Annotated in this window: 12 protein-coding genes; 8 read left to right on the forward strand and 4 right to left on the reverse strand. The window is 60.3% G+C overall.

What is annotated here, in order from left to right:
- Positions 1–32 precede the first annotated feature (32 nt).
- Positions 33–1,079, reverse strand: a complete 1,047-nt coding sequence (locus WDZ78_RS10365; RefSeq protein WP_425672953.1) for an NAD(P)-dependent alcohol dehydrogenase — start codon at positions 1,077–1,079, stop codon at positions 33–35.
- Positions 1,080–1,269: 190 nt separating this feature from the next.
- Between WDZ78_RS10365 and WDZ78_RS10370 the strand changes: the two genes are divergently transcribed.
- From WDZ78_RS10370 to ilvC, 3 genes are all read left to right on the forward strand, one after another.
- Positions 1,270–2,178 carry an AraC family transcriptional regulator N-terminal domain-containing protein gene (locus WDZ78_RS10370; protein WP_425672954.1) on the forward strand — a complete coding sequence of 303 codons (909 nt, stop codon included), beginning with the start codon at positions 1,270–1,272 and terminating at the stop codon, positions 2,176–2,178.
- 402 nt (positions 2,179–2,580) lie between these two features.
- A complete protein-coding gene (locus WDZ78_RS10375) occupies positions 2,581–3,234 on the forward strand; it encodes a TetR/AcrR family transcriptional regulator (RefSeq protein ID WP_003507581.1) in 654 nt (217 codons plus the stop codon).
- A 49-nt stretch (positions 3,235–3,283) separates the two neighbouring features.
- Complete coding sequence (gene ilvC, locus WDZ78_RS10380) at positions 3,284–4,303, forward strand: ketol-acid reductoisomerase (RefSeq protein WP_174057034.1); 1,020 nt, start codon at positions 3,284–3,286, stop codon at positions 4,301–4,303.
- Between the two features lie 69 nt (positions 4,304–4,372).
- Here ilvC and WDZ78_RS10385 read toward each other — a convergent pair whose 3' ends face one another.
- A complete protein-coding gene (locus WDZ78_RS10385; protein WP_425672955.1) occupies positions 4,373–5,404 on the reverse strand; it encodes an endonuclease/exonuclease/phosphatase family protein in 1,032 nt (343 codons plus the stop codon).
- 107 nt (positions 5,405–5,511) lie between these two features.
- On the reverse strand, positions 5,512–5,964 hold the full coding sequence (locus WDZ78_RS10390) for an RbsD/FucU family protein (RefSeq protein WP_026363429.1): 453 nt from the start codon (positions 5,962–5,964) through the stop codon (positions 5,512–5,514).
- A gap of 273 nt (positions 5,965–6,237) precedes the next feature.
- Here WDZ78_RS10390 and WDZ78_RS10395 point away from each other — a divergent pair, with 273 nt between their 5' ends.
- The 5 genes from WDZ78_RS10395 (at position 6,238) to WDZ78_RS10415 (ending at position 12,805) form a co-directional block, all read left to right on the forward strand.
- Positions 6,238–7,482: a PLP-dependent aminotransferase family protein gene (locus WDZ78_RS10395; protein WP_425672956.1), complete on the forward strand. Its 1,245-nt coding sequence runs from the start codon at positions 6,238–6,240 to the stop codon at positions 7,480–7,482.
- Positions 7,483–7,810: 328 nt separating this feature from the next.
- Positions 7,811–8,794 (forward strand): ABC transporter substrate-binding protein, encoded by a 984-nt coding sequence (locus WDZ78_RS10400; protein ID WP_020009360.1) that lies wholly within the window; start codon positions 7,811–7,813, stop codon positions 8,792–8,794.
- A gap of 9 nt (positions 8,795–8,803) precedes the next feature.
- A complete protein-coding gene (locus WDZ78_RS10405; protein ID WP_425672957.1) occupies positions 8,804–10,498 on the forward strand; it encodes an ABC transporter permease in 1,695 nt (564 codons plus the stop codon).
- Positions 10,486–11,514, forward strand: a complete 1,029-nt coding sequence (locus WDZ78_RS10410; protein WP_020009362.1) for an ABC transporter ATP-binding protein — start codon at positions 10,486–10,488, stop codon at positions 11,512–11,514. The genes WDZ78_RS10405 and WDZ78_RS10410 overlap by 13 nt, the downstream gene beginning before the upstream one ends.
- A 181-nt stretch (positions 11,515–11,695) precedes the next feature.
- Entirely contained in the window at positions 11,696–12,805 is a 1,110-nt protein-coding gene (locus WDZ78_RS10415; protein ID WP_020009363.1) for an endonuclease/exonuclease/phosphatase family protein, read from the forward strand.
- A gap of 29 nt (positions 12,806–12,834) precedes the next feature.
- Here WDZ78_RS10415 and WDZ78_RS10420 read toward each other — a convergent pair whose 3' ends face one another.
- Positions 12,835–14,574 (reverse strand): GGDEF domain-containing protein, encoded by a 1,740-nt coding sequence (locus WDZ78_RS10420; RefSeq protein ID WP_425672958.1) that lies wholly within the window; start codon positions 14,572–14,574, stop codon positions 12,835–12,837.
- Positions 14,575–14,834 lie beyond the last annotated feature (260 nt).

Consider the following 14,834-nt stretch of genomic DNA (forward strand, 5'->3'; position numbering starts at 1 on the left):
CTTTTTAAATCACGACGTCGATTTGACGTCCATCAAGCGTCGAGCGAGGCCATGTCGATGACAAAGCGATACCGCACGTCGCTCTTCAGCACGCGCTCATAGGCTTCGTTGACGTCCTGGATGTTGATCGTCTCGATTTCCGAGACGATGTTGTGCTCGCCGCAGAAATCCAGCATGTCCTGGGTTTCCTTGATCGAACCGATCATCGAACCCGACAGGTTCTTCGCGCCGATGATGAGCGAGAAGGCGTGAACCGGGATCGCATGTTCCGGCGCACCGACCACGACCATGCTGCCCTTGGGCTTCAGGAGGCCGAGATAGGCGTTCCAGTCGATGGCGACGCCTGCCGTGCAGATGATCAGGTCGAAAGTGCCGGCCAGCTTCTCGAAGGTCGAGGCGTCGCTGGTGGCATAATATTCCTTCGCGCCGAGCTTCAGGCCGTCTTCCTTCTTCGACAGCGTCTGGGAAAGAACGGTGACATCCGCGCCCATGGCCGCACCGAGCTTGACGCCCATGTGGCCGAGGCCGCCCATGCCGACGATCGCGACCTTCTGGCCGGGACCGGCGTTCCAGCGGCGCAGCGGCGAATAAAGCGTGATGCCGGCGCAGAGAAGCGGTGCGGATGCGTCGAGCGGCAGGTTGTCCGGGATCGACAGGACATAACCTTCCTTGACGACGATCGAGTCGGAATAACCGCCATGGGTGGCAGTCTTCGTGAAGGGATCGACGTCGTTATAGGTCTGGACGAGGCCGGGCATGTAGTGTTCGTTGTCGAGATCGCGGGTTGCGCAGCCGACGCAGGAATCGACGAAGCATCCGACGCCGACGTGGTCGCCGACCTTGAACTTCGTGACCTTGGAGCCGACGGCTTTCACGACACCGGCAATCTCATGGCCGGGAACGATCGGATAGACGGCGTTCTTCCACTCGTTGCGGACGGTGTGGATGTCCGAGTGGCAGATGCCGGCATATTTGATGTCGATGACGACGTCGTCATCGTTCGGCTCGCGGCGTTCGAAGGTGAACGGGGTAAGCGGCTTCGACGCATCGGTCGCAGCGTAACCTCTAGCAATAGCCATCTGAATATCCTTTCGGGAGTTGGGGACGACGGAATATGCGATGGAAGCGGGACGCGGCGTTAGAGTGATCCTCCGAGCTTTTTGCACGATCCTGCAAAAATATGGTGATGCGCCCTTTGCGCGGGACGAGAGGCTTTCTAGATAAAAGGCAATGAGACGCATCTCCTCCTTCAGTTAAGGGATTTCCCCTATGTCCTTGCCGTTTAATCTCTATCAGGAGATCGCCTCCATCGCCGCGCGATATGCCACCAGCGACGGCGAGGTGCAGACGGCGATCGAATCTCTCGGCATCAGCCGCTGCACAACGCCCAGCGCGCCGTGCCACGGCAGCTACCGCCCCTGTTTCGCATTGGTGATCCAGGGATCGAAAAGCGTCCAGCTGGGAACGGACACCATCAATTACGGCGCGGGCGACTATCTCCTGACATCGCTTGACCTGCCGGTTGCCTGGCGCGTGGTGGAGGCGAGCAAGGAGGTTCCGCATTTTTGCATCGCGCTTGCGATCGATAGTGAAAAGCTGCTCGATCTCATGCGGCGCGTGCCTATCGACCCGCCTGCGGAGCCGGCGAACGCGCAGCGCGGCATCGTCGTCAATGCCGCCACGCCGGAGCTGCTCGATGCGGCCATCCGGCTGATGCGCCTGCTCGACCGCCCGGCGGACATTGCGGCAATGGCGCCGCTGATCGAGCAGGAAATCCTCTACCGCATCCTGACCGGACCGGCGGGTGGGCAGCTGATGAACATCATCGCGGCCGGCAGCCACGGCAACCGGATCGCCCGCGCCATTGCCTGGCTGCGCGAGAATTTCGCGCGCCAGCTGCGCGTCGAGGATCTTGCGGAGCATATCGGCATGAGCGTCTCGTCCTTCCATCACCATTTCAAGACGATTACGGCCATGACGCCGGTCCAGTACCAGAAGCAATTGCGGTTGCATGAGGCGCGCCGGCTGATGCTGCTGGAGCGGCTGGATGCGGGCACCGCCGGCCATCGCGTCGGTTATCAGAGCCCTTCGCAGTTCAGCCGTGAATATAGTCGCTTTTACGGGTTGTCGCCGTCGCGGGATATCGATGCCTCGCGTGAGATCAGCGTGGCTGGGTAGGTTGGGAGGTTCTGCGTCGGTTAGTGGATTGATGGTGGGTGTGGCTATACCCCCCTCTGCCCTGCCGGGCATCTCCCCCTCAAGGGGGGAGATCGGCAGGAGGCCCTACCAGCGCTCCATTCGCAAACGTTGAGATGGGCGAGACCCAACCACGAGTCGATCTCCCCCCTTGAGGGGGAGATGCCCGGCAGGGCAGAGGGGGGTATAGCCACACCCGTCATCGATCCGCCATCAACACAAAACTTCCTAGTAAAGCTCCCAGGCCGGCATTCACGCTTCACCGCACCGCGTCAATTCTCATTCTCCCCGAAGAATCCGCTTGACCCCAACGCTTCCTCCGCTTAAATGGCGCTCGAACCGTACCGTACGGTACATTAATCGAGCCCCTGGAGTGGAAAAGACTTGGCTTCCGACCCGATCACAGCGCAGGAATTTTCGCCGCGCCAGAACGCCGTTCTGGATCAGGCATTGCGTCTATTGGTCGAGGGCGGCGAGAAAGCGCTCACCACATCCGGGCTGGCGCGTGCGGCCAACTGTTCCAAGGAAAGCCTCTACAAGTGGTTCGGTGATCGGGACGGCCTGCTGGCAGCAATGATCACCTTCCAGCAGAGCAAGGTCCGCACCTTCGAGAAGGCGGGCGACCGCGTGTCTGCGCCGCAGCTTGCCGATCACCTCGAGGTTTTCGCACATGATCTGCTTGACGTGCTGGCGGGCGACGTGTCGCTGGCGCTCAACCGTCTGGCGATAGGGCAGGCGAGCCGTGACGGTTCCAAGCTCGGCGATCTGCTGCTGGAACGCGGCCGTCGCCAGATCGACCGCCGCGCCCGCGGGTTGATCGAGGCGGGTCGCCGTTCGGGTTACTTGCGTTTCGATGATGCCGAGGAGGCATATCGCAGTTTTTACGGCCTCATCGTTTCAGATCTGCATGTGCGCATGCTTTTGGGCGAGGCGCCGGACAAGGATTTTTCCGCCCGGGCGAAGAAGGCGGTCGTCGCCTTTCTGACCCTCTACGGCACGGAAAAGGTACATTCGGAACTCAGCGGCAAACCCGCCTGAGATTCCGGTTCAGACAACTGAGAGACAAGCATTAGGGAAGGACCATAAAATGCGCGTTTATTATGATCGTGATGCCGATCTCAATCTCATCAAGTCCAAGAATGTCGTCATCGTTGGTTACGGCTCCCAGGGCCGTGCCCATGCGCTGAACCTCAAGGATTCCGGCGCCAAGAACGTCGTCATTGCTCTGAAGGCCGGTTCGCCGACCGTCAAGAAGGCGGAAGCCGACGGCTTCAAGGTCATGACCGTTGCCGAAGCCGCCAAGTGGGGCGACCTCCTGATGATGGCGACGCCTGACGAATTGCAGGCCGACATCTACAAGGCCGACATCGCCGGCAACATCCGTGATGGCGCAGCGATTGCTTTCGCACACGGCCTCAACGTTCACTTCGGCCTCATCGAGCCGAAGGCTTCGCTCGACGTCGTCATGATCGCACCGAAGGGCCCCGGCCACACGGTTCGCGGCGAATACCAGAAGGGCGGCGGCGTTCCCTGCCTCGTAGCCGTTCACCAGAACGCTTCGGGCAATGCGCTTGAACTCGCTCTCTCCTACGCCTGCGGCGTTGGCGGCGGCCGTTCGGGCATCATCGAAACCAACTTCAAGGAAGAGTGCGAAACCGACCTCTTCGGCGAACAGGTCGTTCTGTGCGGCGGTCTCGTCGAACTGATCCGCGCCGGTTTTGAAACCCTGGTCGAAGCCGGTTACGCACCTGAGATGGCCTATTTCGAGTGCCTGCACGAAGTGAAGCTGATCGTCGACCTGATCTATGAAGGCGGCATCGCCAACATGAACTACTCGATCTCCAACACGGCGGAGTGGGGCGAATACGTCACCGGTCCGCGCATCATCACCGCCGACACCAAGGCTGAAATGAAGCGCGTTCTGCACGACATCCAGACCGGCAAGTTCACCTCCGAGTGGATGCAGGAATGGAAGGCCGGCGGCGCCCGCTTCAAGGGTATCCGTCGCAACAACGACTCCCACCAGATCGAAGAAGTCGGCGCAAAGCTGCGCGGCATGATGCCCTGGATCGGCAAGAACAAGCTGGTCGACAAGGCTGTCAACTAAGCTTCATTGACTGGTAGAGAATAGGAAGGCCGGAGCGAAAGCTCCGGCCTTTTTGTTTTCGATGTGCCATCACACGATGGCGTCGTCTTCCTCGACGATAACGGAAACCGGGAAGTGATCGGAGAACCCACCAAGGTTGACGTTTTTGACCGCATCGCCTTTCGACAGGCCGAAGCGGATCGGCCCCTCATTCTTGCTGTGGCTGACCATGGCGGCAATGGCTTCGATTTTTGCCGTCTCCTCGCGCGCCTTGAAGCCGCTGCTGCCGGTCAGAAGCGATCGGGAAACGAGGATCTGATCGAAGATGTTGGCGTCTCCGTTGAAATAGAGCGTACCGTAGATCGTCCTTGCCGTGCCGACTGAATCCACCACCGACTGGCGCAGATAGTTCCAGGTGAGATTGTAGAACATGGCCGATTGCGAGCTTTCGACATCGTCGCGCTCGCGGGTGGAATTGGCGTGGTAGCGCAGCGATGCATCCGAGGGGTCGTCGTTGAAATCGCCGAAGGCGACGACGGCGATGTCGTTACCTTTCTCTTCCCTGATCCGCTGGTGCCAGTAACCCAGCGTCTCACCGGCGGTCATGCGAAAACCGGCGCTTTCCACCGCGCCGCCCGAGCGCGACGGCCAGTGATTGGAGAGCGCGATGAGCTGGCGTCCGCCTTTGGTGATGAAGGTGCATTGGGTAATGTCGCGCGTGCCGGTGCGGCGCATCACGAAATGGCTGAAAATCTCGCTCTCGTTGATCAGCAGCTTTTCGCTGTCATAGATGAAGGCGGTGTCGATGCCGCGCTGATCCTTGCTGGAATCGGCATGCACCACGCGGTAGGAGCGCTCGGGCATGAGATCGTTCAGATGTTCCGCCAGCGTTTCCAGAACGAAACGATTCTCGACTTCGCACACACCGAGCAGATCCGGCCCCGCACCGCCGATCTGCCGGATGATCGAACCGAGTTGCCTGATCTTGGTTTTGAACAGATCCTCGGTCCAGCCCTTCAGATCATTCTTCAGCCGCTCGGCAATCCACGGCTCGCGCGCCGGATAACCCTCCGGCGCAAACAGGTTTTCCACATTCCAGAACGCCAGGACATATTGGGTCATGATCCGCACACCTCCGGTTGGTTTTTCAAGCCTAGTGGAAGTTTTTGCCACAACAACTTGAAATTGTCATGAAGGCCGGCGGCTGGCGAAATTTCCCGCTCCCGGCCTCATTCGGCCGGCGGGATGACACCTTTCGTCAGGAGGAAGCAGCCATAAAACCGGGCCTCGCCTGTCGTGATGACGCAATAGGCCTGTTTGGCTTTTTCGTAGAAGGCGAAGCGTTCGATGCCGTACATGGGGGCCGATTTTCCTTCCGCCGCGTCGATTTCCTTCTGCACCTCGGCCTGCACCGGCTCCAGCTGATCGGGCGCGCCCATCACTTCCATGCGGCCGACCGAGGGCTGCAGCGGCGTGTCGAGCGGCAGGACGGAGAGGATCGCCTTCATGGCGCGGGCTGCCGAGACGTTGTCGATATGCAGCACCTTGCCGACGGTTGTCTGGCGGGCAACCGAATCGGAGGGGAAGTTGGTGTCAGAGATCACCAGCGTATCGCCGTGACCCATGGCGCGCAGCGCGTGCAGGACATCGGCATTCAGCGCCGGGTCGATATTTTTCAGCATGTCGTCAAACTCCCATGATGCTTTCGCCGCGTTGCGGCGCGCGCGCAATCCAGCCGGAAAACCATGTCGCGTCAATCGCAAAGGTGTGATTGTGAAGCTTTGCGCAAGGGTGTATTTGGCTTTGTCCGCAAAATCGGGCCTCAGGAGGGGCCGGTTGCGGGCAATGTGCAGGGAGGCAGAAATAATTCGAAAAACTGATAAGTCAGTATTGCTGACGTATCGACATTTCTGTAAAGATGCACGCATAAAAACGACACAAGAGGAAACGTACCCATGCTTGATTGGGAACAAATTTTCGCCACGCGCTCTTCGCGCATGAAAGCGTCTGAAATCCGCGAGTTGCTGAAGCTGCTCGAGCAACCCGATATCATCTCCTTTGCCGGTGGCATTCCGGACCCGGCTCTCTTCCCCGCAGAGGAGTTCCAGCAGGCTTACGCGGAAATTTTTTCCGGCGCGCAGGTCAACGCGGCGCTGCAATATTCTGTGAGCGAAGGCTACAAGCCGCTGCGCGAGTGGCTGGCGGGCGAGATGGCCGAGATCGGCATTGAATGCACCGCCGACAACGTCTTCATCGTTTCCGGTTCGCAGCAGGGCCTCGATTATCTCGGCAAGCTGTTCCTGTCGCCCAAGGATACGGCGCTGGTGACCTGGCCGACCTATCTCGGCGCGCTTTCCGCCTTCAACGCCTATGAGCCGAATTACGACCAGCTCAATCCGGGCGGCAACCGCACGCCCGAGGCTTACCGCGAAACCGCGGCCAAGCTCGGCGGCGCGGTGAAGTTCGCTTATCTCTCCGCCGATTTCTCCAATCCGACCGGGGAAACTGTCGATCTTGCCGGCCGCGAAAAGGTTCTGGAACTGGCCGACGAGCTTGACATCGCCGTCATCGAAGACGCCGCTTACCAGTCGCTGCGTTACGATGGCGAAGCGGTTCCGCCGATCATGGCGCTGGATATCGCTCGCTCGGGCGGCATTGAAAACACCCGCACCATCTATTGCGGCAGCTTTTCGAAGACGCTCGCACCAGGCCTTCGTGTCGGTTACATCGTCGCTTCTGCGCCGGTTATCCGCAAGCTGGTGCTGATGAAGCAGGCTGCCGACCTGCATTCGTCGACGATCAATCAGATCGCCATCGAACGTGTCGCCTCGCGCGGTTTCGACAAGCAGGTCGCCAAGATCAAGGCCGCTTACAGCGCGCGGCGCGATGCGATGCTGGCGGCGCTTGACAAATACATGCCGAAGGGCACGCGCTGGACCAAGCCCGAGGGCGGTATGTTCATCTGGGTCACCCTGCCGGAAGGCATGGATGGCGCCGCACTTCTGGCGAAATCCATCGCCACGGAAAAGGTCGCCTTCGTTCCCGGCCGCGCCTTCTTTGCGGATGGCTCCGGTACGAATACGCTACGCATCAGCTTCTCCTGCGCCAATGAGGCGATGATCGAGGAGGGCATGAAGCGGCTTGGGCGGTTGATCGCGACGGCGCAGGCAACGTCGGGCGAGGTGGTTCCGGCGATTTGAGTGACTTTCCGGCAGTGACGGAGGTTGCGGCTTCACCCCCCTCTGTCCTGCCGGACATCTCCCCCTCAAGGGGTGAGATCGACTCGCGGTTAAGTTATCGCCTATCGCAACGGTTGAAAATGAAGTGCTGTCAGCGCCTCTTGCCGATCTCCCCCCTTGAGGGGGAGATGCCCGGCAGGGCAGAGGGGGGTGAGCCGCAAGTGCGAAGGGGCGTTGGTCCCCTCAATCCCACTGACCCCCACGGATACCACCCCTAAAATCCTGCCTGTCACATACATGTTATGCAATCATGTTTTAGCGGTCCCACCGAACAACAGGGACTGGACCCATGAAAACGCTGCTCTCCGCTTTCACCGCCATCGTATCGCTCGGCTTCATCGCCACAGCCGCCAATGCCGCCGATCTGGTGCTCTACACCAGCCAGCCGAACGAGGACGCGCAGGCGACCGTTGACGGTTTTAAGGCCGCCAATCCGGGTCTCGAAGTTGAATGGGTGCGTGACGGAACGCCGAAGATCATGGCCAAGCTGATGGCCGAGATCAATGCCGGCAATCCGGTTGCCGACGTGCTGCTGATCGCCGATACCGTGACGCTCGAGCGCATGAAGCAGGCCGGCCAGCTTCTGGCTCACAAGTCTGCGGAAGCCAAGAATATCGACGCCTCGCTCTACGATGCGGATGGCTATTATTACTCCACCAAGCTCATCACCACTGGCATCATGTACAACACCGCCGCTGCGATGAAGCCGACCAGCTGGAAAGATCTGGCCAAGGCGGAAGCCAAGGGTCTCGTGACCATGCCAAGCCCGCTTACCTCGGGTGCCGCGCTGATCCACGCGCAGACGCTCGCCGCCGTTAAGGATCTTGGCTGGGATTATTACAAGCAGCTGAAGGCCAATGAAGCCATTGCCGGCGGCGGCAACGGCGCGGTCCTGAAGTCCGTCGCATCTGGTGAAAAGGCCTATGGCGTGGTTGTCGATTACATGCCGATCCGCGAAAAGGCCAAGGGCGCGCCGGTCGAGTTCGTCTTCCCGGAAGAAGGCGTTTCTGCTGTCACCGAGCCGGTCGCGATCATCAAGGGCACCAAGCACGAGGAAGCGGCCAAGAAATTCGTTGACTATGTGCTTTCCGAAAAGGGCCAGCAGGGCTTCGTCAAGCTCGGTTACATTCCCGCGCGCGCCGATGCCGGCATGCCGGAAGGTTTCCCGGCCCGCGACAAGCTCAAGGTTCTGCCGCTCAACGCCGCCGATGCCCTGAAGAATTCCGAACAGGACCTGAAGACCTTCTCCGACATCTTCGGCTCCAAGGGCTGATAACGCGGAATGACCCGTTCCAATGCCTATGGAAGCAGCCAGCCGCGCTGGCTGTTTCCTTTTGTGGTGAGTGTTGTTTTTGCACTCAGCGCCCTGCCGCTCGGGCGGCTCGCCTATACCGGCATCATTTCGTCACTCAATGGTGACATATGGCGGCTTCTGGCCGATCCGGCCCTGTGGGATGCGGCGCTGAACACGCTCTCCACCTCGTTTTTCGGCATGCTGATCTCGCTTGGCATCGGCGGCGCCTTCGCGCTTTCGCTGACGCTCTGCGACATACGCGGCAAGTCGATCCTGAGCTTCCTCTTCATGCTGCCGATGATGATCCCGCCGCAGGTGACGGCGCTGTCGTGGATCGGCATGACAGGCCCGTCGAGCACGCTGTTGAAGGCCATCGGCCTTGCGCCGGCGATGGGATCGCCGCAGCCGCTTTATTCCGTCGCAGGTATTGCGCTTCTGCTCGGCGTGCAGCATGCGCCGCTCGTCTATCTGTCGCTGCGCGCCGGTCTGCTGGCCTTGCCGCAGGATGGCATAGAGGCCGCCAAGCTCTCGGGTGCTTCGCCGCGGCGCGTGTTGTTTGATATCATCCTGCCGCTTTCGACGCCGGGATTGATCGCCGGCGCGGCGATTTCCTTCGTGTCCAATGTCGGCAATTTCGGCATACCGGCGATCCTCGGCATACCGGCTTCGATCTTCACCCTGCCGACCTTGATCTACAGCCGCTTTGCCAGTTTCGGCACCAGCACCTTCGGCGATATCGCCATTCTCTCGACCATGATCGCCATCATTTCCGTGGCCGGGCTTGCTTTGCAGGAACGGGCGATGAAGGGCAGGGACTATCGCATCATCGGCCTTTCCGGCAAGGCGGCGACCTTCGGCCTGGCGCGGTGGCGGTTGCCGGCGGAGCTTGCCCTGTGGCTCGTGCTGTTCTTCATGCTGGTGGCGCCGCTTGCGGCTCTGGTGGCAAGTTCGCTCGCGCCTGCCTATGGCGTGCCGCTCAGCCTCAAGACCGCGACGATGCATGCCTATGAGGAACTGCTTTACCGGCAGAGCGTGACCCGCACCGCCTTCCGCAATTCGCTGTTTCTGGCAACCGCCACATCGCTTTGCCTGCTGGCGGTGACGGTGCTGACGGCCTACTTCCTCGTGCGCGGCAAGAGCCGCTTCATGTTCCTGCTCTCGGCGCTGGTGGATATTCCCTATGCGCTTCCGGGCGTGGTTATTTCCGTTTCCTTCGTGCTGCTTTTCGCGGCCCCAATCCCGCTTCTCGGCGTGACGCTCTACGGCACGATCTGGATCATCCTGCTCGCCTATTTCTCCTCCTTCTTCGCGGTCAGTCTGAAACCGATGGTCAGCGCCTTCCTGCAATTCGATCCATCGCTGGAAGAGGCGGCGCGGCTCTCCGGCGCGGGGTTCTGGCGGCGGCTCAAGGACATCATCCTGCCGCTGGTCGGGCCGGCGGCGGGCGCCTCCGTGATTCTCGTTTTCCTGATCGCCTGCAACGAGCTGACGGTCTCGGCGCTGCTGTGGTCGGCCGGCACACAGACGCTCGGCGTCCTCATCTACAACCTCGATGACAGCGGCAGCTTCGATCTCGCGTCAGCGCTTTCGGTGCTCGTCGTCATCATGGTGATTTTTCTCATGCTGCTGCTCGAAATTCTGGGGCGCTATCTGCCGAAAGGAGTCGTCCCTTGGCGAAACTGATCCTCAATCGTCTGACGAAAAGCTTTGGAGCCGGTTCGAAGCCCGCCGTCGACGACGTGTCGCTGACCGTGCGCGAAGGCGGTTTCCTCGCCTTGCTCGGGCCGTCCGGCTGCGGCAAGACGACGGTGCTGCGCATGATCGCTGGTTTCGAGCAACCGACTGATGGTTCCATCCTGCTCGGCGAGCGGGTGCTGGCCGATGCCGGCAGTATGGTGCCACCGGAGCGGCGCAATATGGCGATGGTGTTCCAGTCCTATGCGCTGTGGCCGCATATGTCGGTCGCCGACAATGCCGGTTATCCCTTGAAGGTCCGCGGTATTTCGGGAGAGAAATATCGCGAGAAGGTACGACAGGCGCTGGCCGCCGTTCGCCTGGAAAGCTTTGCCGATCGACGCCCCGCCGAATTGTCGGGTGGCCAGCGGCAGCGTGTGGCGCTTGCCCGCTGCCTCGTCACCGAGCCCGACGTGGTGCTGCTTGACGAACCGCTCGCCAATCTCGACCGCCATTTGCGGCAGGAGATGGAGGAGACGTTTCGCGAGTTCCACGCCCGCTCCGGCGCGACGATGATCTATGTCACACACGATCAGGCTGAAGCCATGGCGCTCGCGACCGATGTCGCGGTCATGTCGCATGGCAAGCTGCTGCAGGTTGCGCCGCCGGCGGAGCTTTATGCTCGGCCGGAGGGCAGGCTTGTCGGTTCGCTGGTGGGGCAGGGGGCGATCCTGACATTGCCATTGCAGGAAGGTGCTTCACGGGATCTCGACTGGCCGGAGCTTCGTGCCGCGATGGAGAGCGGAGCAGCAGCGTCGCAGATGGATATTCTCGTGCGGCCGCAGGACGTGGTGCGGGATGCGGAGGGCGTTACCTGCATCGTCACTTCGGTTCTTTACGAGGGTGAGCGTTATGCCCTGCGTCTCGATCTGCCGGACGGGCAGGCGCTTCGGGCTTATTCGCGCGAGGCGGCGGCTGTTGGTGATCGGTTGCCGGTCGCCATTCGTGCAGCGTGGCGGCTTTAGCATGAAATGACGTCTTCCCCATTCCCGTGTCAGGCACAGGAATGAGGGTGGATGATGTATTGGCGCATGGTGTCCTGACGGCATCTCTGTCGGAAACTTTGGCCAAACGCGATGTGTTTCAGGCTACTGGCGATGCGGTGCGACACCGGCTAAGCTTTCCCGGCAGCAATAGGATTGATTCATGTCGCTTCGGCTTGCCACCTTCAATATCGAAAATCTCCTCACCCGTTTCGATTTCACCGGCTTTCGCAACCAGACGCGGCGCGACAGGGCGATCCAGCTTTTCGATATCAGGGACGAGGCAACGTATCAGGCGCTGGAAAGCGCGCGGATGGTCTCGTCCACCGACGATACGCGCCAGCTTTCTGCGCTCGCCATTGCGGATGCGGATGCGGACATTCTCTGCCTGCAGGAAGTCGACAACATGGCCGCGCTGCAGGCCTTTGAATATGGCTATCTCTATCGCATGGTCGGCAATGGCTACCTGCAGAAATATCTGGTCGAGGGCAATGACAGCCGCGGCATCGATGTCGCCGTCGTCATGCGTGAGGAAACGCGGGACGGCGACAAGATCGAGGTGGTCGACATCAAGAGCCATGCGGCGCTGACCTATCGCAATCTCGATCTTTTCAATCCTGCGCTGGCCGCGACCAACCAGATCGACGACAAGATTTTTAAACGGGATTGTCTGGAAATCGATCTGAGGATCGGCGGCAAACCACTGACGCTCTACGTTACGCATTTCAAATCCATGACCAATGCGCGCGATGCGGTTGATGCGCGGCTCGCGACCATGCCGATCCGCGAGGCGGAGGCCATGGCCGTTCGCCGCATCATTGAAAACCGCTGGGGTGTCGGCAATAGCCGCAACAAGAACTTCGCGATCTGCGGTGATATGAACGATTATCAGGAGCGTGTTGCGATTTCCGGCGACCGGCGCAGCGGCTACAGCTTTGCGCCGATCGAGGAGGAGCGCAGCGCGCTCGATGTTTTCACGGCTGATGGCTTCGTGGTCAATCCGATGACGCGCCGTGACGTCATGGACCGCTGGACGCTTTACCATTCGCGCGGCCCGCAGGAACAGCATCTGTGCCAGCTCGATTATATCTGGCTTTCGCCGCGTCTCGCCGAAACGAACGCGTCGCATGTGCCCGAAATCATTCGCAATGGACAGCCATTCCGGACGGTATTCCCGCCGGGGCAGGAGGTCGAGCGCTATCCGCGTACCGGCTGGGATCGCCCGAAGGCTTCCGATCATTGCCCCGTGGTCATGACGCTGGATTTGATCTAGGCGAGGCGAAACCCGCCCCGGCAATGTCTTCAGCCGTTCGCCACCTTGGGGTAATAGGTTGCCCAGACCCGGTTGCGGCCCGCGCGCTTGGCCTCGTAAAGCCGGTCGTCGGCAATGGCGATCAATTCGTCCCAGCTGTTGATCGCACGCGCTTCCTGCCAGACCACGCCGAAACTTGCCGTCAGCGACAGGCCGCTCTGCTCATCGATGATCTGGGCCTCGATCAGGCGGCGAAGGCGGTCGGCGGTGGCCGTCGCCGTGGCGTGGCTGACATCCTGCAGCACGACGACGAATTCCTCACCACCATATCTGGCAAGAATGTCGTCCTTGGGCAATGCGCCCTTCAAAAGGCTCGCCGTCTTCTGCAGCGCAAGGTCGCCCATGGCGTGGCCGTATCGGTCGTTGATCGACTTGAAGTGGTCGATATCGATAATCATCACGCCCAGCGCCTGACATTGCTCGTTGCCGCTGAGGATGGTGCGAACGGCCTTTTCCAGTGCGCGGCGATTAAAGACGCCCGTCAGGGCGTCGGTTTCGGAGAGCTTGCGCAACTGCTCGGCCAGCGCTCGCTGCTGGTCCTCCATTTCGCCTTTCTGGCGAAGCTGTTCGCGCAGGAAATCGAGTTCCTGGAACATCTTTTTCACTTCCGGAGCCACGCCATCCTTATAGTGTGCCTCGGAAAGGTCGCCTGCCGCTATCGCGGCGATCTGCGCCCGGACAGACTGCATGGGCTGGAACAGCGCTGTCTTGTAGACCGATGTGAGGCGAAGCAGGACCAGAACGGCAATGAAGGCGATCAATAGAGACGCGGCGCCATAGATGAGCGCTTCCTGCTTGTTCCTCTCGATCCTCGCCCGTGTTTCGGCAAGAATGAGATCGCGCAGCTTGTCTGACGATCGCATGCCCTGAATGTAGCTTTCGGAAAACTCACGCACGCTTGGGCGCGCAGACGGCACAACGATGGCGATCGTATTCTGCGCATAGCGAAGCGCCTGGCCGAAATAATAGGCCTCAAACTCACGGAATGCGGCGTCCAGACGCGGGGTCGACAGATAGGCGGCGGTATAGTTCCACAATGATGACTTCACCAGCATCAGGCTTTGCATTTCGGTGTCGAACTTTGCGCGATAGCTTAACGTGTCCTGCCTGTTTGCCTGCATGCTCATGATGACATAGGAACCGAGGCGGCCGATCCTGTCGCGCATCACGCCGGCGGTGCCGGTCATGGCGATGTCGATCGCCACGTCAGGCGTCTTCGTTATGATGGCGCGCGCAGCCCTGCCGCGAAGCAGGTTGACACTATCCGCCGCCTTGAACATCGACTGAATGGCGTTGGCCATGGCGCTGTAGCTGCGTGCTTCAGGCGAAAGCGCCGCAACATCGTCCACCGCCTCTCGCGACTCCGCCAGCTTCTGGCGGGTCTCGGCAAGCGATTTCGCCAGGCCGGGTTGCGCTTTGATTTCCTCAGCGAAGGAGGTCTCGACCTGGAGCAGCTTGTCGTCCGTCGCCTTGCGCGCCGCGGCGAGGGCTTCGACCAGCCTTGCGTCCACGGCAGACGACGCCATCAGATTGTTGGCAGGACCGCGCTCTGCCGAAACCAGCCATGCGGATTGCAGCGCGGTTTCAAAGCGGCCAAGCTGCTGCGCATTCGTCCGGTAACGCAGATAGTTGGAGACGCTGGGCAGCGCGGCAAGGGTAGCCAGCAGGATGGAGCTTACGGCAATGACGATTGTGCCTGTCAGCTGGATTTTCTGTATGCTCGCGCGCATCTGATGCGTTATTCTCGCTGGAATGGTTATGGTTCATGGCCATTTTATCTTCGCCGCGTAAATACTTCGCTTATTTTGTGAGCCTCCTGCTTTAATAGTGATCATGCTGACAAGCGGGCCGTCACGGTGTGGAAAAGTAGTCGACCGACGGCCCGCCGACAGTTTTTGCTTTACACCAAGTCAGAATCTGATAGTTGGCAAGGCACTGGCTTGCCCTTGTAGCTCAGTTGGTAGAGCACCTGATTTGTAATCAGGGGGTC

The sequence above is a fragment of the Agrobacterium sp. M50-1 genome (genome assembly GCF_049843495.1).
GTDB classification, from domain to species: Bacteria; Pseudomonadota; Alphaproteobacteria; order Rhizobiales; family Rhizobiaceae; genus Agrobacterium; species Agrobacterium radiobacter.

What these genes read in the sequence shown, in the direction of transcription:
- WDZ78_RS10405 (WP_425672957.1), top strand. Translation starts at nt 8,804, where the DNA reads ATGACCCGTTCCAATGCCTATGGAAGCAGCCAGCCGCGCTGGCTGTTT.
- WDZ78_RS10395 (WP_425672956.1), top strand. Translation starts at nt 6,238, where the DNA reads ATGCTTGATTGGGAACAAATTTTCGCCACGCGCTCTTCGCGCATGAAA.
- WDZ78_RS10365 (WP_425672953.1), bottom strand. Translation starts at nt 1,079, where the DNA reads ATGGCTATTGCTAGAGGTTACGCTGCGACCGATGCGTCGAAGCCGCTT.
- WDZ78_RS10420 (WP_425672958.1), bottom strand. Translation starts at nt 14,574, where the DNA reads ATGCGCGCGAGCATACAGAAAATCCAGCTGACAGGCACAATCGTCATT.
- WDZ78_RS10390 (WP_026363429.1), bottom strand. Translation starts at nt 5,964, where the DNA reads ATGCTGAAAAATATCGACCCGGCGCTGAATGCCGATGTCCTGCACGCG.
- WDZ78_RS10385 (WP_425672955.1), bottom strand. Translation starts at nt 5,404, where the DNA reads ATGACCCAATATGTCCTGGCGTTCTGGAATGTGGAAAACCTGTTTGCG.
- WDZ78_RS10370 (WP_425672954.1), top strand. Translation starts at nt 1,270, where the DNA reads ATGTCCTTGCCGTTTAATCTCTATCAGGAGATCGCCTCCATCGCCGCG.
- WDZ78_RS10415 (WP_020009363.1), top strand. Translation starts at nt 11,696, where the DNA reads ATGTCGCTTCGGCTTGCCACCTTCAATATCGAAAATCTCCTCACCCGT.
- WDZ78_RS10400 (WP_020009360.1), top strand. Translation starts at nt 7,811, where the DNA reads ATGAAAACGCTGCTCTCCGCTTTCACCGCCATCGTATCGCTCGGCTTC.
- ilvC (WP_174057034.1), top strand. Translation starts at nt 3,284, where the DNA reads ATGCGCGTTTATTATGATCGTGATGCCGATCTCAATCTCATCAAGTCC.